Source organism: Sporosarcina sp. P25 (genome assembly GCF_002743235.1).
Lineage (GTDB): Bacteria > Bacillota > Bacilli > Bacillales_A > Planococcaceae > Sporosarcina > Sporosarcina ureae_B.
Window position 1 is genome coordinate 11,389 of sequence record NZ_PDYV01000005.1, and the last position, 18,960, is coordinate 30,348.

An 18,960-nucleotide genomic window follows, 5' to 3' on the forward strand; every position below is an offset into this window, starting at 1 on the left:
ATAGGTAAACGACATGACAGGGCGCTTTCCTCAATATGCATAAATCCGACATAAAAGATACATGCTAGACAGAAGGGAGGCGTCGATTGTGAAGAAACTCAGTCTATTGTTACTTATTGTCGGTCTACTCACTGGTTGTAGTGAGAAAGGAACGGATATTAAAAATACTACTTCGTACGATGAGCGTTCGATAGAGAATGTTTTAATGAATAATGAACATGTGAAACTAGCAAAGGTACTGCTATATGAAGATGAATTGCTTGCCGGGATCCGTGTCAATACGTTTTCCCGATTTCAAAAGAAGACTATTGCTGGAAAAATTCAAAAGAAATTGGAACGTGAATATCCTGATTTGAAAATTACGGTGTCAGCAGACAGTAAAATCTTGATGGAGACGGAGAAGCTGATAAATAAAAAAAGCGAAAAAAATTATCGAAAGAAAATAGATAAAATCAAATCAATCGAAAAGGAGCAAACCTAATGCAACAGGAAAAGTATGCCCAAATAGAGAAAGAGTTATCACCTAAACCACCTATTATGAAAAATGTAATTAGAGCGTTCTTGACTGGTGGATTGATTTGTTTGATTGGACAGTTTATTGCACTATTTTACATTACGTACTTTGACTTTACGGAACGCACAGCGAGTAATCCAACAGTTGCCACTATGATTTTTATTTCGATGCTGTTAACGGGGTTTGGATTATATAAAAAGATTTCTCAATTTGGTGGAGCGGGCGCAGCGGTGCCGATTACGGGATTCGGCAATGCGGTCGTCTCAGCTGCTATTGAACATAAATCGGAAGGATATGTCTTAGGGGTTGGCGGGAATATGTTTAAATTAGCGGGTTCAGTTATTTTATTCGGTGTGTTCTCTGCCTTCGTCGTAGCGCTGATCAAGACCATCTTAGTGAAATTTGGTGTGGCTTCATGGTAAAACGAGGCGTGTTGACCTTTCAATCCAAGCCGAGTCTTTATGCTACAGGTGTAACGGCAGGTCCACTGGAAAAAAAGAAAAGCGTGTTTGCACAGAAATTCGATAAAGTATATGAAGATGAGCGATGTGATTTACCGACAAACGAAGACGGTCATAAGCAACTAATGTATGATGCTGTGTTGATTGCACTTAGTAAAGCGAAGAAACAACCGGATAAAATGGATTTTTTCTTAACTGGTGATTTGGTCAATCAAATGACACCTTCTAATTTTACAGCCCATGCCCTAGCGATCCCCTATATTGGACTGTTTTCCGCTTGTGCTACGTCAGTTTCTTCTATGATTACTGCGGCATTACTCGCGGATGCGAAGCACGCAAATTGGATCATTGCCGGTTCGTCTAGTCATCATAATGCAATTGAACGACAGTTTCGATATCCACTTGAGTATGGTTCGCAAAAAGGAGCAACTGCACAGTGGACGGTCACGGCGGCTGGTGCAGTATTGATTGGACAACATAAACAAGGAACTCCCGTGATTAACTGCGCCACTATAGGAAAAGTGATAGATATGGGGATGACAGATCCGTTGAACATGGGATCTGCGATGGCTCCAGCAGCCAGTGATACATTGATGAATCATTTAATAGGACATGGTAGGACCATCGATGATTATGACACCATCATCACAGGGGATTTAGGAAGTAATGGTTTCAACATCTTTAAAGCGTTAGCGAATGAAAATGGTTTACCGCATACGAAAAACTTTCGGGATGCCGGAGAAGAGTTTTATGGAAATGACCCGTCCTTTAAAGCAGGAGCCAGTGGATCTGGGTGTTCAGCAGCGGTATTTTTTTCCGATGTCTATCAAAAAATGCTGGCGGGTGAGTATAAGCGGGTTTTATTGCTAGCAACGGGTGCTTTACTATCCCCCTTGTCATTTCAACAAGGAGATACGATTCCGTGTATCGCTCACGCTGTTGAACTGACAATGGATGAGGTGACGGCAGAATGATATCTATATACATTACATCGTTTATAGTGGGTGGCTTGATTTGTGTCATCGGGCAATTACTGATGGATGTCGCAAAGTTAACGCCTGCCCACACATTATGTTCATTGGTTGTGGCGGGATCGGTGCTCGATGGTATCGGCTGGTATGAACCATTTATTGATTTTGCTGGCACTGGTGCTACGATTCCAATTACTTCATTCGGTAACGCATTGACACATGGCGCGATGGCAGAAGCTGAGAAACATGGCCTAATCGGTGTGGTAACTGGCATGTTTGAAGTGACAAGTTCGGGAATCAGTGCGGCAATTATTTTCGGCCTAATCGGCGCATTGCTCTTTACATCAAAAGGAAATATTTAAACTACTCAAACGCCCTCTCCAATTCATTCTCCTCTGCATATAGTAGAGAAGAAAGGAAGGAGGGGTTTTTCATGTACGGATGTTATCCATCTCAAGGTGGCTACGGATACGGCGGAGGATGTGGTGAACGTTATGGCGGTTCTTCATTCGTCTTGATTGTAGTTCTGTTTATTTTATTGATCATTGTAGGCAGAAGCTATTTCTAAGGAGGAGAACTGAATATGAACGATTCATTCTTTAAAAAAATAGAATCTAAAACGGGTGTGCCGATGGAGGAAGTATTCGCATTAGCCAACGCAATCCAATATGCCGATTTCAAAGACGAAAAACAAGTAAGAAAAATCATTCAAAAAGTTAGTCAAGTAGCTAAAAAAGATGTGCCACAATCAGTGGAAGATGAATTAGTTAACTCCATTGTGACAAGTGGTAAAGGACTGAATTTGAACGATATATCACAAATGCTAGGTGGTAAGTAAAATAAATATACTAAAACATGTTTAGAATGCTTGTAAAGTGGATAAACTACTAAAGAAGCTAGATTGAAAAGGGAGGTGCACGTCGTGGGTTATATACTACCAATACAAAATTACCAAGCGCAACAGTATGCAGAACGCATGAACAATGAACGTCATAATTTTGCTTATATCGGACGAGTGAGTCCTGTGCGACTGAACAACGGAGAATCGAGCTATTGGGAAGATGTTCTGGCAGACGAGGAAAGACGTCGTGAAGAGCAGATGAAACAACGAAAAAATCGTGCACCTCAACCTTTAGTTAAAAAAGGATTTATTGCGCCAAATCCAGTCCAATTATCATCTGAAATTGCAGATGTAGTTGGAAAGGGCCAATCGATTAACACGTATGTCTGACGCAATAAATAAAATACCCTTTACCACTAGTTATTAAAAGTGGTAAAGGGTATTTTTTACTGTCCAATCAGTTGTGCAACAAACTCTTCTCCATGGCGCGATGAGGTATATCTGCGTCCATGAATTCAGGCGATATGACGACGTAGCCCAGTTTTTCGTAAAAAGGCACAGCATAGGACTGTGCATTCAAAATCAGTTTTTTCATAGATTTCTTTATTGCATGTTCTTCTAATGTATTCATAATCAAACTCCCAAGATGTTTACCGCGGTGTTCGGGTAAAATACAGATTCTCTCTATTTTACCGTGAGCATTTACTAACCCTCTCATGCGGCCAGCACCGATTGGTTGATCCGCCCCGTCGTAGACAACAAAGTGGATCGCTTCTTGATCGTGTTCGTCCAGCTCGAGGATCAGCGGGACGCCTTGTTCTTCCACAAACACTTTTTTGCGGACAGAATACGCGTCTTGCTGACCTTTTTCATCTGAGACGATTTTTACTGTCATCTGCAAATCAAGACTCACGATCAAGACGGAACGTTTCATACACTGTCCATGATCCGTCTTCTAATTGATAGAGTAAATGAATACGATCGATGACTTCGGTGTGGTCGACACCTACCATTTTCATTTGGTTAATCACATCATCGTGTTCACCGGAAGTCAGGTTTTGCGCAATGGTAATATGCGGGACAAAAGCATAATTATTTTCATCATGATAAAAGTCTACATTTAAATCCTTGTGCAATGTAAGAATTTCTTCATTCGGTACAACTTTAAAGTAAATTGTGTTCGTCGTTGGCGCGAACGAGCTAACTTTTGTAACCTTCATCTCAAAAGGACTGTTTTTGATGGTGATTTCTTTTAATGCATTAGCTACTTCTTCAATTTCCTTATCATTCGCTTCGAATGGATTTTTCAGCGTCATGTGAGGTGTGATCAGCGCATAATGCGGATCATATCTCTTCCGATAACCGTTTGCTAAGTCTTGAAGTTTCTTTGAAGGGAATGCAACAATACCGTATTTCATTTAAGATTGCCTCCTTGTGAATTGACTGAATTTTAGGTACATCTATTTTAGTATATCAGAAAATAGTCTAACATGTCTCCTTCTATTACTAAAGGCTATTTATTTCGATCAAAGCGCGGCGAATATCAGGTTGCCATGATTTCCATGTATGATCTCCATCCAGTTCTTCATAATAGTAAGGAAAACTTTTTTCTTTAATAACTTTATGCAACTCGCGGTTAGGCGTTAAAAAATCCAATCTACCGTCAGCTGTTGTAGGTACATCCGTTTCTTTATCACCGATCACATGGTAAATAGAAAGGTTAGCAGGGTTTTGATTGTCTTTAACTGCTTCGAGTACTTGTTCGTTAACAAATGGTGAATGTAACACTACCTTTCCAAAGCAGTTTGGATATTTCAAAGCGGTTAATAAGGAAATCGATGCTGCCAATGAATCGCCCATTAGCATTCTTGAAGAGCCCATTTGGTATGTTGGGTAGGTTTCGTCAATATACTGAATTAACTCGTGCGCTAAAAAACGGATATACGCTTTGTGTCGATCACCTTCTGGATGATACATACGTCTGCGTTCTTGCACGGTTTTGTATGGAATACCGACGATGATGACTGGTTCAATGATTTCGTCTTCCATTAATTCATCGGCAATTCGGCCAATCCGTCCAAGTTGAAAATAATCTTTGCCATCAGAGACGAGCAGGACATTATGTTTGTATAAAGGAGAGTAGCGTGAAGGTAAATATATTAATAGTTCCATTTCTTCCTGTAGTTCATTACTGTAAAAACGGACTTCTTCAATTTTTCCTGGATTCATTTTGTAGGACCTCCATAATTAATGTACACTTACTAAATATCATACCGATAAATAACAGTGTAAAGCTAGTGAAAACTATTGCTTATGAAGAGAGAGAGGGGAAATAATATGGATGAAGGTAAGAATATTGTTCATTCGGACGTTGTGACAGCTGCAACAAAAGACGCGTTGATTCGCCGTGGGGTTAAGATTGAAGATATTGCAAAAATTGTTTATGAATTGCAAGTGCCTTATAACAAAGGATTGTCACTGGAACAATGTATCGATTCTGTAGAAAGTGTTCTTCGCAAACGTGAATTGCAACACGCAATATTGGTCGGGGTGGAATTGGATGAAATCGCTGAACGAGGTCAGTTATCGCAACCACTTCAGCAAATTGTTGAATCAGATGAAGGCTTATTTGGGGTGGATGAAACGATCGCGTTAGGTGCGGTCTACACGTATGGTTCAATCGCAGTGACTACATTCGGTCACTTAGACAAAAACAAAGTCGGTATCATCAACGAATTGGATACAAAAAAAGGAATTGGTATCCATACGTTCTTAGATGATTTAGTGGCCAGTGTAGCGGCGTGTGCGGCATCTAGAATTGCGCATAGAACGCGCGATTTGAAAGAAGCGGGTCTAACGTTTAAAGATGTACAAAATGGCAAGAGATCTTAACCGAATCGAACTGCTCTAGATCATCATGTCTAGCGGCAGTTTTTTATTATAAATGAAGTTGTCGGGTGCGTACCGGATTGCAGTTCTGTTAGGAGTTTGTGGTTTTGCTGGCGGTGAGAGTTCATTATACCCACTACACCTACCACAGCAGTTGGGTAGGTGTTTGGCAATACCTGATAAAAGCTATATAGACGAGGGTGAATAGCTTAAATGGAACATGCGATAATATATAATTTAATATTATATTGACAAGTTAAAGCGCTTTCATGGTAGAATGGTAGTGTCTATGACTACAAAATGTAAAGGGGAGATGGTCACATGAAGAAAAACTCACTTCGCCTACTGGCGTTAGTTTCCATGCTCGCGCTTCTTGTGCTCGCGGCTTGCGGTACCGACGAAAAAGCTGACGGGAACAAAGATGCAGACGGAAACAAAGATGACGGTAAGACAGAGCAAGACTACAAGTTCTTGAGCTTACTTACTGGGGGAACACAAGGAACTTATTATCCACTAGGTGGATCTTTTGCTGAATTCATTACTGAAGAGACAGGAATCAAGACGACTGCTGAAGTATCTCAAGCATCTGCTGCGAACATGACAGCGCTTAAAGATGGAGATGCAAACATTGCATTCGTACAAACAGACATTGCATATTACGCTTCTAAAGGTGAAATGATGTTTGACGGAGATGTAATCGACGAAGTATCTGCTATTGGTGCACTTTATCCGGAAACAGTTCAATTGGTTACGTTGAAGAAAAACAATATCAAGACATTTGAAGATCTAAAAGGCAAAAGCATTTCGATAGGAGCGCCAGGTTCAGGAACAGCTGCTAACGCTGAGCAATTGCTTGAAATCCATGGTTTAGCTTTAAGCGATATTAAAGCACAAAACTTGGACTTCGGTGAGTCACAAGAAAGTCTACAAGCTGGACAAATAGACGCAGCATTCATTACAGCTGGAACGCCAACAGGTGCTGTTGAAGGTCTAAACGCTACTTCAGAAGTTTTCATTATTCCAGTAGAAGACGACAAAGCTGACGAATTAATCGAGAAATATCCGTATTATACTAAAGAAATAATCCCTGCCGGAACTTATGGTTCTGAAGTAGAGACACCTGCAGTATCAGTAGGTGCAATGCTTGTTATGCAGAACGATATTTCTGAAGAACTTGGTTACCAGATCACAAAGGCAATTTATGAAAACGCTTCGAAAATCCAACATGCTAAAGGTGCTTTGATTAAAGCAGAAAACGGTTTGAATGGAATTGGTATTCCTGTACACCCAGGTGCACAGAAGTACTTTGACGAAGTGAACTAATAAACTGAGTAAGTCATCTGATAGGATCATGAGGGACGGTAAAGCGAAAGCTTTGTCCGTCCCATTCTTAATTTTTTAAAAACAATTGGCTGAATACATAAATTACTATGCTGATTGCAAGTAAGGGAACAGAAAGGATTAAGCGGATGAAATTACGAAAAATCGTTCTTCTGCTGACATTTCTAATAGGAATTGTAATGGTGATCGTATGGTTTTATCCATATAAACAAATGATCATACTTGAAGAGGTTCGGAGCGAACAGCCAAAAGCTTATTATCTTCCATTACACGAGAATCGAAATTTTCAAATACACTATATTCACTCGATCCATTTGTCCAATGTGAAGGAGCAATATCGCATTACTGACAATGGAAAGCTCCGTTTCGAATTTATGCAGTATGAAGACGTAGCCATCGGACTGCCAGGTTATGCAGAAGAAGGTGAAGCACTGCAAGTAGAAGATGGTGTTTATACGCTTACATTCGAAAACCGCGTGATCGATTCGTTTATTCTCTATGTAGGTAGGGTGAATACAGATCTGTTTTTGCGATATGAGCAACAAGATTATCATCTAAAAGAATTTCTTCAAAAGGGGCATTCTTATGAATTTCATGTGGCAAAGGTGTCAAATTATAAGATGTTTAAAGGAGTCAGATTAAATGGAAAACAATAAAGATCGGGAAAAAGATATTCCCGCCATCTCCAATGAAGAAATGGGTACGCTTTCTGAACAAGAGCAACTCGAAATTCTTCAAAAGTACGACCCAGAATCCAATACAAGAGATCTAAAAGGCCTTATTGGCAAGATTGTATTTTTCGGTTTATTGGCTTTTTCAATTTTCCAGTTATATACGGCCATTGGTAAACCATTTACAGCTCAAATTCAGCGATCTATTCACTTAGGATTTGCTTTATCCCTTATTTTCCTGTTGTTCCCTGCTAGAAAGAAAATTGGTGTGCGTCGTGACAAAGTACCGTTTTATGATATTATTCTATCTTTATTGGCGGTAGCAGTTGGTTTATACTGGCCGCTATTTATCGACGAGCTAGTATTTCGTGTGGGACGCGTATCCGATCTCGATTTAGTTATCGGTATTTTAGCGGTTTTACTGACACTAGAGGCAGCGAGACGTGCGGTAGGAATGCCGATCACGATCATTTCAGTAGTGTTTTTGGTGTATGCGTTCTTTGGACCGTATTTCCCAGGGTTCCTTGCACATAGAGGGCAAAGTGTAGAAAATCTCGTTCAACTAATGTTCTTTACAACGGACGGGATCCTCGGTACGCCAATTAGTGTATCCGCCACCTTCATATTCGTCTTCTTGTTGTTTGGAGCGTTCTTAGTGAAGACTGGCGTTGGTAATTACTTCAATGACTTGGCAGTAGTATTGGCGGGACGTTTGACTGGTGGACCTGCAAAAGTCGCCATTTTCTCAAGTGCTTTGCAAGGTACAATTTCAGGTAGTTCCGTAGCAAATGTTGTTGGATCCGGTTCATACACGATTCCGATGATGAAGAAGTTAGGTTATCGAAAAGAATTCGCAGGCGGAGTAGAGGCAGCCGCGTCTACAGGTGGTCAGATTATGCCACCGATTATGGGGGCCGCTGCATTCCTGATGGTTGAATTCATCGGCGGCGTTACCTATTGGGAAATTGCCAAAGCGGCAGCTATCCCTGCATTGCTGTACTTCACTGGAATTTGGATCATGACTCATTTCGAAGCAAAGCGTGTTGGTTTGCAAGGAATGGATGCGTCGCAAATTCCTAATCGAAAAGAAACGCTGAAAAAGATTTATTTATTACTACCGATTATAGGTATTATCGTTTTCCTCTTGGTGGGTATTCCAACGATGAAAGCGGCATTACTCGGTATCGTGCTAACCATTGCAGTGAGTGCAATCAGTAAAGAAACAAGAATTGGATTTAAAGATATGATTGATGCATTAGTAGACGGTGCTCGTACAGCATTGGCTGTAGCAGCAGCGACTGCCTGTGCAGGTATTATTGTCGGTGTTGTCGTCAAGACGGGTCTCGGGCTCAGCTTGGCAACGGGCCTGATCTCAGCAGCTGGCGGTAACATCTTGCTCACATTGATTTTCACGATGTTTGCAGCGATTATTTTGGGGATGGGTTCTCCAACGACAGCAAACTATGTTATTACATCTACAATCGCAGCACCTGCCATCATTACGCTATTGATGATGGATGAGCCTACAGGTGCCGCTGTGCCGATTGTAGTGGCGGTATCTGCCCACTTATTCGTATTTTACTTTGGTATCATTGCGGATATCACACCGCCTGTTGCATTAGCTGCCTTTGCAGCTTCGGGTATTTCTGGCGGAGATCCGATCAAAACGGGTGTCACGTCTGCAAAACTAGCGATTGCTGCCTTCATCATTCCATATATGTTCGTCTTTAATCCGGCTATGCTGATGCTCGACTCGAGTATTACGGAGATTGTATGGGTGACTGTGACCGCCATTATCGGTATGGTTGCAATCGGGGCAGGCATAATTGGCTTCTGGTATAATAAACTGAACTGGCTTCTACGAATTATCACAATATGTACAGGTATGTTGTTAATCTACCCAGAAACTATTACAGATATTATCGGTTTAGTATTATTCACTATCTTACTGGTGTCCCAGTGGATGGGGAATAAGAAAAATAATACGCCTACATTCGCTTCAAATTAAATAGCTTTTAAAAGACTTGTCGGCTTGAAACTGAGCTTGCAAGTCTTTTATTTTACTAATGAAAAAAGAATTTTCAGGTAATATATATGTTTTTTGTTATTTACTATTCTAGTTGAGTGAAAAGAACTAGAGTAAATAGATTTTTTACTAGAGGACGAGTCTAGGATATACAAGGGTTTCCTAAGAAAAATGAATTTCGGAACACATGACAAAATAAAAGTCAAGAAGCCGAAGGACTAAAAGTGAGTCGAATTATTTTGGACTAATTACGCAGTTTTACCAACGCGGGTTCTGTATATACTACATATAAGCGAATAAGTCATAACGAATAAAATATATAGATCGGTACAGAAACCAATCAAATCAAAAAGGAGAGAACATACTATGAATACACAAGAGACATGGTGGGAAAACGTATTTGAAGGGCATTTGGCACATGGTTTTAACAAAGAACGTATGAGTGAGCTGGATCATGAAGAGTTTTTATATTTTGAGAATGAATCAGTTGAAGAACAATTAAACCCCATGCAGTAAGTGAAAGGAGAAGCGTCTCTGAATAATGTAATGAACTTCCATAAAAATCGGTAATTTTTCTGATAGCATGGAAAAATTATCGATTTTTAATTTCGTTGTTTACAACTAGGAAAGAAAATGCTATTATAGTATTTGTGCTTGAGAGCCTAACTGGCTCACTTCAAAACGCACATCCTAGTAAGAACGATTCCGTAGCTCAGCTGGGAGAGCGCCACCTTGACAGGGTGGAGGTCGCTGGTTCGAGCCCAGTCGGAGTCATAGGTGCCAAACCTAAGTTATTTACCGTAGGAACACGGTTTATAACAATAAGCAGTCCTATTAGACCGAATGTCTAGGGGCTGTTTTTTTTTATGTCTAGATTTATTTTTCGCAATTACTGTCAAATGATATTCGAGCGCACCACCCGTCAAGCGGTGTATACTTATCATGCGAGTACCTATTTAAATAAGCAGGAGGCCAACATATAATGAAAAGAAAACAAGTAACATCTAATGTAAAAGAATATACAGTGGAACAACCGATAGAGTTATTGCCATACTTATTGAAGGTGATGTCAAAAAGCAGTAGAAATTCGGTAAAATCCATTCTTACGCGTGGTCAAGTTATGGTGGATGGTCAAATGACAACCAAACATAATCAGCCGTTAGCGCCTGGACAAAAGGTGGAAATACAAAGTAATAAAACAGCTATAAATGTCTCGAAGTTAGTCGGTGTATCTATTCTCCATGAAGATGACGATATCATCGTGATCAATAAAGAAGCAGGTATTCTTTCTGTAGCTTCTGAAAAAGAAAAAGATCAGACAGCCTATAGAGAAATCACAAAGTACGTGAAGAGGAGCCATCCTGAAAACCGAATTTTTGTTGTGCACCGTCTGGATAGAGATACATCAGGTGTGATGATGTTTGCCAAAAATGAAGAAACCCAGAAAGCTTTGCAAAGTACATGGAATGAATCGGTAAAGGAACGTTTGTATACTGCGCTTGTCGAAGGAAAAGTACGAACAGAATCAGGGACTATTTCGTCTTGGTTAACCGAAAATAGTGCGTTTAGAGTATATTCAAACCCAACTGATAATGGCGGCCAGCATGCCATTACACATTATAGAAGAGTACAAGCGAATAAAGATTGCTCATTGCTAGAAGTACTTCTAGAAACGGGTCGGAAAAACCAAATCCGTGTGCATATGGAAGAATTGGGTCATCCAGTGATAGGTGACAAAAAGTATGGTGCTACAGGTAACCCTTTGCGCAGAGTGGGACTTCATGCCACAGCTCTGTCTTTTCTACATCCACGTACAGGAGAATTAGTCCGATTTGAAGCAGAAATACCTCAGATCTTCATTACGCGCTCAAAATAATAAACCGTTCATTTTGCAGTTCCTTGGATTATCTAAGGAACTGCTTTTTCACGTCTTCATTCAAATCATCATTTGAATGAAGAAATTGACAAAATATCTAGAATTGCATATACTAAATTAAACAATCAAACGAACGATTGAATGATTAAATTGTTAAAATGAACGATTTTTCGAGGGGACTGATCACATGGCTTCAGAGAAAAATGTCTATCGCCTGCAAAATTTATCATGCACAAGTTGTGCTGCGAAATTCGAGAAAAATGTCCGACAAATTGATACTGTGGAAGATGTACAGTTAAACTTTGGCGCTTCCAAATTAACGGTGGCGGGAAATGCTTCTATTGTACAATTAGAAGAAGCGGGTGCATTTGACGGTATTAAAGTGTTCCCTGAAAAACAGCGGATTATTAAACAGCATACTCCTTTTTGGAAAAAACGTGAAAATCAAACGACTATTGCTTCGTTAGTTTTATTGCTAGCAGGGTATGCGGTATCTACCGCGAATGGTGATAATAATTGGCTATCGATCGCTCTGTTTCTCTCTGCCATTATAATCGGTGGATTCAGTTTGATGAAGGAAGGATTAACGAATCTTTTCAAACTTGAATTTGATATGTCTACATTGATGACCATCGCAGTCATTGGGGCTGCACTCATTGGTGACTGGGCGGAAGGGGCGGTCGTGGTCTTCCTCTTCTCCGTCAGTGAAGCATTGGAAAGTTACTCGATTGATAAAGCTAGAAATTCCATTACCTCACTCATTGAAATTGCCCCTACGACGGCCACTGTACTTCGCGGGAATAATGAATTTGAAGTAGATGTGGAAGATTTACGTATTGATGATGTGATTTTGATTAAACCGGGACAAAAGATTGCGATGGATGGCGAAGTGATTCAAGGTGATTCATCGGTTAACCAAGCCGCCATCACTGGTGAGTCTGTGCCTGTCCATAAAGTGCTTGGAGACGAAGTGTTTGCAGGGACTTTGAATGAAGAAGGCGCAATGCACGTCCGTGTGACGAAGCTTGCTGAAGATACTACCATTGCCAAAATCATTCACTTGGTCGAAGAAGCACAGGCGGAAAAAGCACCGACACAACAATTTGTCGATCGCTTTGCGAGATTCTATACACCAGCTATTTTAGTTATTTCTTTACTGATTATGATCATACCACCACTTTTAATGGGTGGAGTATGGGGTGAATGGTTCTATAAAGGTCTTGTCGTATTAGTAGTTGGTTGTCCTTGCGCTCTAGTCATTTCAACACCTATTGCGATCGTTACAGCCATTGGAAACGCTGCACGTAACGGTGTGTTGATCAAAGGCGGCATTCATTTAGAAGAGACAGGACAAATCAAAGTCGTGGCCTTCGATAAAACAGGTACGTTGACTGAAGGGCGTCCCGAAGTAACAGACGTCTTGACGGTTTCTTCATTGACTGAAGATCAAATCGTACAAAGAGCAGCTTCTATCGAGAAGTTCTCCCAACATCCATTAGCTTCATCGATTATGCGAGCAGCGAAGAAATTACCGCTTGGATTACTACCGGTACATCAATTCCAATCTATTACAGGCAAAGGTGCAAAAGCTGTGATTGGAGAGCATTTGGTGCATGTTGGTAGCCCTAAATTATTTAGGGAAATGAACACAGTGGAAGAATCCATTGATCAGCAGATTCTTACATTACAGAAACAAGGCAAAACAGTTATGCTTGTCTGGTCAGAAACAGGTCTAGAAGGAATTATAGCGGTAGCTGACCAAGTCCGTAAAAGTAGCTTGTATGTAATCCAGAAGCTTCATGAGATGGGCAAGAAAACAGTGATGCTAACAGGGGATAACCAATCGACCGCTTTGGCAATTGGAGCGCAACTCGGCTTAACAGAAGTCAAAGCAGAATTATTACCTGATCAAAAAGTCGAAATGATTAAATCGTTGAGTCAATACGGTAAAGTGGCGATGGTGGGTGACGGAGTGAACGACGCGCCGGCATTAGCTACCGCAAATATCGGTATTGCGATGGGTGGTGCGGGAACAGATACTGCACTTGAAACGGCGGATATCGCCTTGATGGCAGACGACTTGGAGAAACTTCCATATACAATTAAATTAAGCTCACGCACTAAACAAATCATCCTTCAAAATATTTCGATCGCACTTGGTTTAAAAGTGATTGCACTGCTTCTTATTGTTCCAGGCTGGTTGACATTATGGATGGCAGTCATGGCGGATATGGGTGCAACTGTCATTGTAGTATTAAATTCATTGCGACTCATGAAAAATAACATATAATATAAGTAGAAACTTCAGTCGAATCAATCGTCTGAAGTTTTTTCTATTGAATAAAATGGTAGACTGATAATAAGAATAATTATGAGGAGTGTGGATAATTTGGCAATGACCGGTCTAGAACTTGAAATGATTATGAACAAACAGAAACAATATTATGTATCAGGAGTGACGCGTAGTATTTCATTCCGAAAAATGATGTTGGAAAAACTGTATAAAGCGATTCAAAAGCACGAAAAAGAAATCTCGGATGCATTGCATAAAGACCTACACAAACCTCCGCTCGAAGCGTATGTGTCAGAAATAGGCTTCGTGTTATCTAGTATTACTCATATGATGGATCACTTGGAAGAATGGGCAGAGCCTGAAAAGGTGAAGACACCACTCCATTTACAACCAGCGACGAGCTTTATCGTAAAAGAACCATATGGCACCGTATTGATTATCGGACCATTCAACTATCCGTTCCAACTATTGATTGATCCGTTAATAGGTTCGATCGCAGCAGGGAACTGTACAGTGTTAAAACCTTCGGAAGATGCATTGCATACAGCTGCTGTCGTAGACAAAATCATTGCAAGTGTATTTCCGGTGGAGTATGTATCCGTTGTGCATGGTCACAAAGAAGAAACGCAACTGTTACTTGGCGCACCATTTGATTATGTATTCTTTACCGGAAGTGCAAAAGTAGGGAAAATTGTCATGAAAGCTTGTGCGGAGAGATTGACTCCATTGACACTAGAGTTAGGCGGGAAAAGTCCAGCCGTTGTTGACCATACTGCGGATATCAAAAAAGCAGCGGAGAAAATCGTTTGGGGTAAGTATATGAATGCAGGTCAAACGTGTGTAGCACCCGACTATGTGCTAGCTGACGTTTCGATTTACGATGAATTATTAAATGAAATGAAGAGTGCGATCCAACGCTATTACGGGAAAGACGCACAGAAGAGTGCTGACTACGGTCGCATCATTGCGGATCGTCATTTCGATCGATTAGCGAAAATATTAGATCAAGATCAAGCATATATCGTAGAAGGCGGCAAGACAGACGCAGCGGATAAATACATCGAGCCGACAATTTTAGCGCTTTCGGATTGGAATAGCGCAAGTATGCAAGAGGAGTTATTTGGCCCGATCTTGCCAGTCCTTCCGTATGATAATTTAGGTGTTGCAATTCAACAAATTAGCATGTTGCCAAAACCACTAGCAGCATACCTATTCACAGAGAACGATGAGGCAGCTAATCATTTCATCGAAGTTTTACCATTTGGCGGTGGTTGCATCAATGACACCATCTCACATGTTGCCAATATTCATTTACCATTTGGTGGAGTAGGACCTTCTGGAATAAATCAATACCATGGAAAAGCAAGCTTTGAAACATTCTCCCATTCGAAATCGATGATGAAAAAGAGTACTGCGGTATCGGTGCCTATAGCATTTCCTCCATACAAAGGAAAATTATCATTAGTAAAACGGTTCATTCGCTAACGGTAGCGAAATCCAAACTTTTGACCACGCGCTTTGCTGGCTGTTGACCAGCAAAGTGCCTTTGTGGTGAACAATAATTTTTAAGCAATTTATCGGCATTTAATAGAAATTTCATTCTATAGTCCAGGCTGGATGTGATAAGAAAAGACGGGTATGATAGGAATAATAGATAAAGTATATAACACTTTATTTTCCAAAATAAAAAGCCTTTTTGAATTACGATTCGCTTATTTGTTATAATTACAAGAGTTATTCACCAACATATTGGAGGAACCCATATGAACACGAAAGAATTATTATCCGTACTCCCTGTAAAAACAATAAAAGGAACATTGCCGGAAAATGTGACAGACGTGGCAGTGGACTCAAGAGCAGTTCAAGATGGAGGAGTATTTGTTTGTTTGAAAGGCTATACAGTGAACGGTCATCAATTCGTCAAAAGTGCATTGATGAGTGGTGCACGAGTTATTATCGCATCAGAGCCTATTATGATAGATGAAGACCGTACAGCGGTTGTGTATGTAGAAAACACATCAAAAGCGATTGAGTTATTGGCATCTAAGTACTATCAGTATCCTTCGAAGCGAATGACAATGATCGGGGTTACTGGAACTAATGGAAAAACGAGTGTCGGCAATATCATTCATGACATGCTACGACAGAATGATGAAAAAACAGCCGTTTCAGGTACGATTGGTTTTAAATTAAACGACATCCTCTATGAAACGGAAAATACAACGACTGATGTTTTGACTACACAGCAAATGATTGCGCAAGCGGCCAATGAAGGTTGCGAATCGATGATCATGGAAGTTTCTTCACACGGATTAGTTGAAGGACGACTGGCAGGAACGGAATTTGATATCGCGATTTTCACTAACTTAACGCATGATCATTTGGATTATCATAAAACGATGGAGAATTACAGTGCAGCGAAAGGTTTACTGTTTGCACAACTGGGGCAGCAACTTGATCAACAAAAATTTGCTATCATCAATGCAGATGATCCGTGGAGCAGTAAAATGATCGAAATGACTTCTTTCCCAATTTACACATACGGTATTCATGTGAAGTCTTCATTCCAAGCAACAGCGATTGAAATGCAGTCGAACTTTACGAAATTCGAATTGCAAGCACCGGATGGAACGTTCCTCGTTAAAATGCCGTTGATAGGAGAGTTTAACGTCTATAATTCCTTGGCCGCCATTGCAGCGTTATATGCTAAAGGAATGCCGACAGCAGATATTTTGCCATTACTAGCGAATGTATCGACAGTGAAAGGCCGTCTGGAAAAAGTAGAAACCTCTCTACCACTGACCATTTTCATTGATTATGCACATTCGCCCGATGCAATTGAAAAAGCGATCGCTACAGTACAACCATTAAAAAAGGATGGTAACCGTCTTCTATTCTTAATAGGAACGGGAGGCAATCGGGATCGTCTTAAGCGTCCGATCATGGGAGAAAAAGCGGCAGCGGCAGATTATGTCGTCTTTACGACAGATGATCCACGAGATGAGCCATATGAGTCCATCCTATCGGAACTCAGTGCTACTATGCCGCATAATCAGTACGCATGTATAGGAGATAGAGAAGAAGCAGTACGTCATACTATTATGCAAGCGAATGCGGGAGACATCATTATATTTGCGGGAAAAGGTCATGAAGATTTTCAAATTATCGGCAACACGAAATATGCGCATTCGGATGCAACTATTGCACTTGAGGAAGCAGCTAAAAAGTTCGGCGATACACCCATCAATAAATGAAGTACAGTTTGGATTTGAGAGTTTATAGTTTTTTAGTCAATTCAATGAAAACCATTGAAATGCATCCCTATTCTCTCTATGATAGAAAACGTAAGCAAAAGGAGAGTACGATTGATGCAAAAGAATAAACATGATGAAATTACTTCGCGACGAACATTTGCGATTATTTCTCACCCCGATGCCGGTAAAACGACCATTACTGAAAAGTTACTATATTTTGGCGGAGCGATTCGCGATGCAGGAACAGTTAAAGGAAAGAAATCAGGAAAGTTCGCTACGTCTGACTGGATGGAAATTGAAAAACAACGTGGAATATCTGTAACTTCTTCCGTTTTACAATTTGACTATGCAGGCAAACGTGTCAATATTTTGGATACACCAGGACACGAAGACTTCAGTGAAGATACGTATAGAACATTAATGGCAGTGGATGCTGCTGTCATGATGGTCGATTCGGCGAAAGGAATCGAGCCCCAGACAATCAAATTGTTCAAAGTATGTAAAATGCGTGGAATTCCCATCTTCACATTTATCAATAAAATGGATAGACAAGGTAAAGAGCCATTGGAGCTAATGGAAGAATTAGAAGAAGTTTTAGAAATCCAATCTTACGCAATGAATTGGCCGATTGGTATGGGAAAAGAGTTCCTAGGTATTTACGATCGCTTTAATGAACGTATAGAGCTGGCGCGTCCAAATGCAGATGAAGAACGTTTCCTCCCAATCGACGAAGAAGGCGAGCTTGCAGTAGAACACTCGATGAAAGAGACTTCTTATTATAAGCAAGCACTAGAAGATGTCATGCTATTAAATGAAGCTGGAAACGACTTCGATGAAGAACGTATCGCTAAAGGCGATTTAACACCTGTCTTCTTCGGTAGTGCGTTGACTAACTTTGGGGTTCAGACATTTCTTGAAACATTTTTACAGTTCGCACCTGAACCTCAACCTAGGTTAACGAAAGATGCTGAATACGTAGATCCTGAGTCTGAAGTTTTTTCAGGCTTCATCTTCAAAATACAAGCGAACATGAATCCAGCGCATCGTGATCGGATTGCGTTTGTTCGGATCGTATCAGGCGAGTTTGAGCGTGGCATGACGGTAACGGTTCCACGTCTTTCCAAAAACTTCAAGTTAACACAAACGACTCAATTCCTTGCAGATGATCGAGAGACTGTCAATCAGGCAGTAGCAGGCGATATCATTGGGTTATATGACACGGGTAACTATCAAATTGGTGATACGGTCATCAGTGGTAAAGCGAATTTCCAATTTGAAGCACTTCCTCAATTTACTCCCGAGCTATTCGTTAGAGTAAATGCTAAAAACGTGATGAAATCCAAACAGTTCCACAAAGGGATTTTACAGCTTGTACAAGAAGGAGCCATTCAATATTACAAAACATTGCATACAGAAGAAGTCATTCTCGGTGCAGTAGGGCAACTTCAATTCGAAGTTTTTGAACATCGTATGAAAGCGGAATACCATGTAGAAGTTCAGATGGAGACAATGGGATCCAAAGTAGCACGCTGGATTGAAAACGAAGAAGATGTAAAAGAGTCAATGGCAGGACAACGGGCATTACTCGTAAAAGATCGACATGATCACAAAGTTTTCTTGTTCGAAAACGATTTTGCGATGCGCTGGTTCCAAGATAAATTCCCAGATATCAAGCTGTATAACCAATTATAAATTATAAAACAAATAACCCGGTCGGATTCATTGTAATCCTTCCGGGTTATTTGTTAAAATTGTGAATAATTTTTGTGTTTATTCATTAATATTCGAGCATATTACGGTGAAAGTAAGCTATTCAGGTGTTA

The 18,960-nt window shown here is 40.4% G+C and carries 20 protein-coding genes and 1 tRNA gene; 18 read left to right on the forward strand and 3 right to left on the reverse strand.

Going from position 1 to position 18,960, the window contains the following annotated elements:
* Positions 1–88: 88 nt before the first annotated feature.
* From CSV70_RS06130 to CSV70_RS06160, 7 genes are all read left to right on the forward strand, one after another.
* Positions 89–481: a hypothetical protein gene (locus CSV70_RS06130; protein WP_099661091.1), complete on the forward strand. Its 393-nt coding sequence runs from the start codon at positions 89–91 to the stop codon at positions 479–481.
* Positions 481–936 (forward strand): stage V sporulation protein AC, encoded by a 456-nt coding sequence (spoVAC, locus tag CSV70_RS06135; RefSeq protein WP_099627966.1) that lies wholly within the window; start codon positions 481–483, stop codon positions 934–936. Before CSV70_RS06130 ends, spoVAC begins: the two co-directional genes overlap by 1 nt.
* Complete coding sequence (locus CSV70_RS06140; protein ID WP_099661090.1) at positions 930–1,949, forward strand: beta-ketoacyl-[acyl-carrier-protein] synthase family protein; 1,020 nt, start codon at positions 930–932, stop codon at positions 1,947–1,949. The genes spoVAC and CSV70_RS06140 overlap by 7 nt, the downstream gene beginning before the upstream one ends.
* On the forward strand, positions 1,946–2,308 hold the full coding sequence (gene spoVAE / locus CSV70_RS06145; protein ID WP_085133066.1) for a stage V sporulation protein AE: 363 nt from the start codon (positions 1,946–1,948) through the stop codon (positions 2,306–2,308). The genes CSV70_RS06140 and spoVAE overlap by 4 nt, the downstream gene beginning before the upstream one ends.
* 71 nt (positions 2,309–2,379) lie before the next feature.
* Complete coding sequence (locus CSV70_RS16740) at positions 2,380–2,514, forward strand: YjcZ family sporulation protein (RefSeq protein WP_085133067.1); 135 nt, start codon at positions 2,380–2,382, stop codon at positions 2,512–2,514.
* A 15-nt stretch (positions 2,515–2,529) separates the two neighbouring features.
* Positions 2,530–2,784 (forward strand): stage VI sporulation protein F, encoded by a 255-nt coding sequence (locus CSV70_RS06155; RefSeq protein WP_085133068.1) that lies wholly within the window; start codon positions 2,530–2,532, stop codon positions 2,782–2,784.
* Positions 2,785–2,868: 84 nt separating this feature from the next.
* Positions 2,869–3,177, forward strand: a complete 309-nt coding sequence (locus CSV70_RS06160) for a hypothetical protein (protein WP_085133069.1) — start codon at positions 2,869–2,871, stop codon at positions 3,175–3,177.
* Between the two features lie 67 nt (positions 3,178–3,244).
* On the opposite strand, the gene CSV70_RS06165 is transcribed toward CSV70_RS06160, so the two are convergent.
* The 3 genes from CSV70_RS06165 to CSV70_RS06175 all read right to left on the reverse strand — a co-directional run bounded on the left by CSV70_RS06165 (position 3,245) and on the right by CSV70_RS06175 (position 5,016).
* Positions 3,245–3,721 (reverse strand): GNAT family N-acetyltransferase, encoded by a 477-nt coding sequence (locus CSV70_RS06165; RefSeq protein ID WP_232319164.1) that lies wholly within the window; start codon positions 3,719–3,721, stop codon positions 3,245–3,247.
* Positions 3,690–4,205, reverse strand: a complete 516-nt coding sequence (locus CSV70_RS06170) for a YjcG family protein (RefSeq protein ID WP_085133070.1) — start codon at positions 4,203–4,205, stop codon at positions 3,690–3,692. The genes CSV70_RS06165 and CSV70_RS06170 overlap by 32 nt, the downstream gene beginning before the upstream one ends.
* Positions 4,206–4,293: 88 nt before the next feature.
* Entirely contained in the window at positions 4,294–5,016 is a 723-nt protein-coding gene (locus tag CSV70_RS06175) for an alpha/beta hydrolase (protein WP_099661089.1), read from the reverse strand.
* 108 nt (positions 5,017–5,124) lie between these two features.
* Here CSV70_RS06175 and CSV70_RS06180 point away from each other — a divergent pair, with 108 nt between their 5' ends.
* The 11 genes from CSV70_RS06180 to CSV70_RS06225 all read left to right on the forward strand — a co-directional run bounded on the left by CSV70_RS06180 (position 5,125) and on the right by CSV70_RS06225 (position 18,829).
* On the forward strand, positions 5,125–5,679 hold the full coding sequence (locus tag CSV70_RS06180) for a phosphatidylglycerophosphatase A family protein (RefSeq protein WP_085133072.1): 555 nt from the start codon (positions 5,125–5,127) through the stop codon (positions 5,677–5,679).
* Between the two features lie 318 nt (positions 5,680–5,997).
* The gene (locus CSV70_RS06185) at positions 5,998–6,999 is read left to right on the forward strand and encodes a TAXI family TRAP transporter solute-binding subunit (RefSeq protein WP_085133073.1); all 1,002 of its coding nucleotides are present in this window, start codon (positions 5,998–6,000) and stop codon (positions 6,997–6,999) included.
* A 146-nt stretch (positions 7,000–7,145) separates the two neighbouring features.
* A complete protein-coding gene (locus CSV70_RS06190) occupies positions 7,146–7,673 on the forward strand; it encodes a DUF1850 domain-containing protein (protein ID WP_158232362.1) in 528 nt (175 codons plus the stop codon).
* A 40-nt stretch (positions 7,674–7,713) separates the two neighbouring features.
* Positions 7,714–9,696: a TRAP transporter permease gene (locus tag CSV70_RS06195; RefSeq protein ID WP_233191765.1), complete on the forward strand. Its 1,983-nt coding sequence runs from the start codon at positions 7,714–7,716 to the stop codon at positions 9,694–9,696.
* Between the two features lie 384 nt (positions 9,697–10,080).
* Positions 10,081–10,230 carry a hypothetical protein gene (locus CSV70_RS16555; RefSeq protein WP_198166024.1) on the forward strand — a complete coding sequence of 50 codons (150 nt, stop codon included), beginning with the start codon at positions 10,081–10,083 and terminating at the stop codon, positions 10,228–10,230.
* A 185-nt stretch (positions 10,231–10,415) separates the two neighbouring features.
* Positions 10,416–10,488: transfer RNA gene (locus CSV70_RS06200), tRNA-Val, on the forward strand.
* Positions 10,489–10,696: 208 nt separating this feature from the next.
* Entirely contained in the window at positions 10,697–11,590 is an 894-nt protein-coding gene (locus CSV70_RS06205) for an RluA family pseudouridine synthase (RefSeq protein WP_099627969.1), read from the forward strand.
* A 187-nt stretch (positions 11,591–11,777) separates the two neighbouring features.
* Positions 11,778–13,880: a heavy metal translocating P-type ATPase gene (locus CSV70_RS06210; RefSeq protein WP_099628659.1), complete on the forward strand. Its 2,103-nt coding sequence runs from the start codon at positions 11,778–11,780 to the stop codon at positions 13,878–13,880.
* A gap of 99 nt (positions 13,881–13,979) precedes the next feature.
* Entirely contained in the window at positions 13,980–15,368 is a 1,389-nt protein-coding gene (locus CSV70_RS06215) for an aldehyde dehydrogenase (RefSeq protein ID WP_369822339.1), read from the forward strand.
* A gap of 278 nt (positions 15,369–15,646) precedes the next feature.
* A complete protein-coding gene (locus tag CSV70_RS06220; protein ID WP_099628660.1) occupies positions 15,647–17,137 on the forward strand; it encodes a UDP-N-acetylmuramoyl-L-alanyl-D-glutamate--2,6-diaminopimelate ligase in 1,491 nt (496 codons plus the stop codon).
* 114 nt (positions 17,138–17,251) lie between these two features.
* Entirely contained in the window at positions 17,252–18,829 is a 1,578-nt protein-coding gene (locus CSV70_RS06225) for a peptide chain release factor 3 (protein WP_085133088.1), read from the forward strand.
* Positions 18,830–18,960 lie beyond the last annotated feature (131 nt).

Bases quoted from the DNA above. Each gene is read 5' to 3' on its own strand.
- spoVAC (WP_099627966.1), top strand. From the start codon at position 481: ATGCAACAGGAAAAGTATGCCCAAATAGAGAAAGAGTTATCACCTAAA.
- CSV70_RS06140 (WP_099661090.1), top strand. From the start codon at position 930: ATGGTAAAACGAGGCGTGTTGACCTTTCAATCCAAGCCGAGTCTTTAT.
- spoVAE (WP_085133066.1), top strand. From the start codon at position 1,946: ATGATATCTATATACATTACATCGTTTATAGTGGGTGGCTTGATTTGT.
- CSV70_RS16740 (WP_085133067.1), top strand. From the start codon at position 2,380: ATGTACGGATGTTATCCATCTCAAGGTGGCTACGGATACGGCGGAGGA.
- CSV70_RS06155 (WP_085133068.1), top strand. From the start codon at position 2,530: ATGAACGATTCATTCTTTAAAAAAATAGAATCTAAAACGGGTGTGCCG.
- CSV70_RS06165 (WP_232319164.1), bottom strand. From the start codon at position 3,721: ATGAAACGTTCCGTCTTGATCGTGAGTCTTGATTTGCAGATGACAGTA.
- CSV70_RS06170 (WP_085133070.1), bottom strand. From the start codon at position 4,205: ATGAAATACGGTATTGTTGCATTCCCTTCAAAGAAACTTCAAGACTTA.
- CSV70_RS06175 (WP_099661089.1), bottom strand. From the start codon at position 5,016: ATGAATCCAGGAAAAATTGAAGAAGTCCGTTTTTACAGTAATGAACTA.
- CSV70_RS06180 (WP_085133072.1), top strand. From the start codon at position 5,125: ATGGATGAAGGTAAGAATATTGTTCATTCGGACGTTGTGACAGCTGCA.
- CSV70_RS06185 (WP_085133073.1), top strand. From the start codon at position 5,998: ATGAAGAAAAACTCACTTCGCCTACTGGCGTTAGTTTCCATGCTCGCG.
- CSV70_RS06190 (WP_158232362.1), top strand. From the start codon at position 7,146: ATGAAATTACGAAAAATCGTTCTTCTGCTGACATTTCTAATAGGAATT.
- CSV70_RS06195 (WP_233191765.1), top strand. From the start codon at position 7,714: ATGGGTACGCTTTCTGAACAAGAGCAACTCGAAATTCTTCAAAAGTAC.
- CSV70_RS16555 (WP_198166024.1), top strand. From the start codon at position 10,081: ATGAATACACAAGAGACATGGTGGGAAAACGTATTTGAAGGGCATTTG.
- CSV70_RS06205 (WP_099627969.1), top strand. From the start codon at position 10,697: ATGAAAAGAAAACAAGTAACATCTAATGTAAAAGAATATACAGTGGAA.
- CSV70_RS06210 (WP_099628659.1), top strand. From the start codon at position 11,778: ATGGCTTCAGAGAAAAATGTCTATCGCCTGCAAAATTTATCATGCACA.
- CSV70_RS06220 (WP_099628660.1), top strand. From the start codon at position 15,647: ATGAACACGAAAGAATTATTATCCGTACTCCCTGTAAAAACAATAAAA.
- CSV70_RS06225 (WP_085133088.1), top strand. From the start codon at position 17,252: ATGCAAAAGAATAAACATGATGAAATTACTTCGCGACGAACATTTGCG.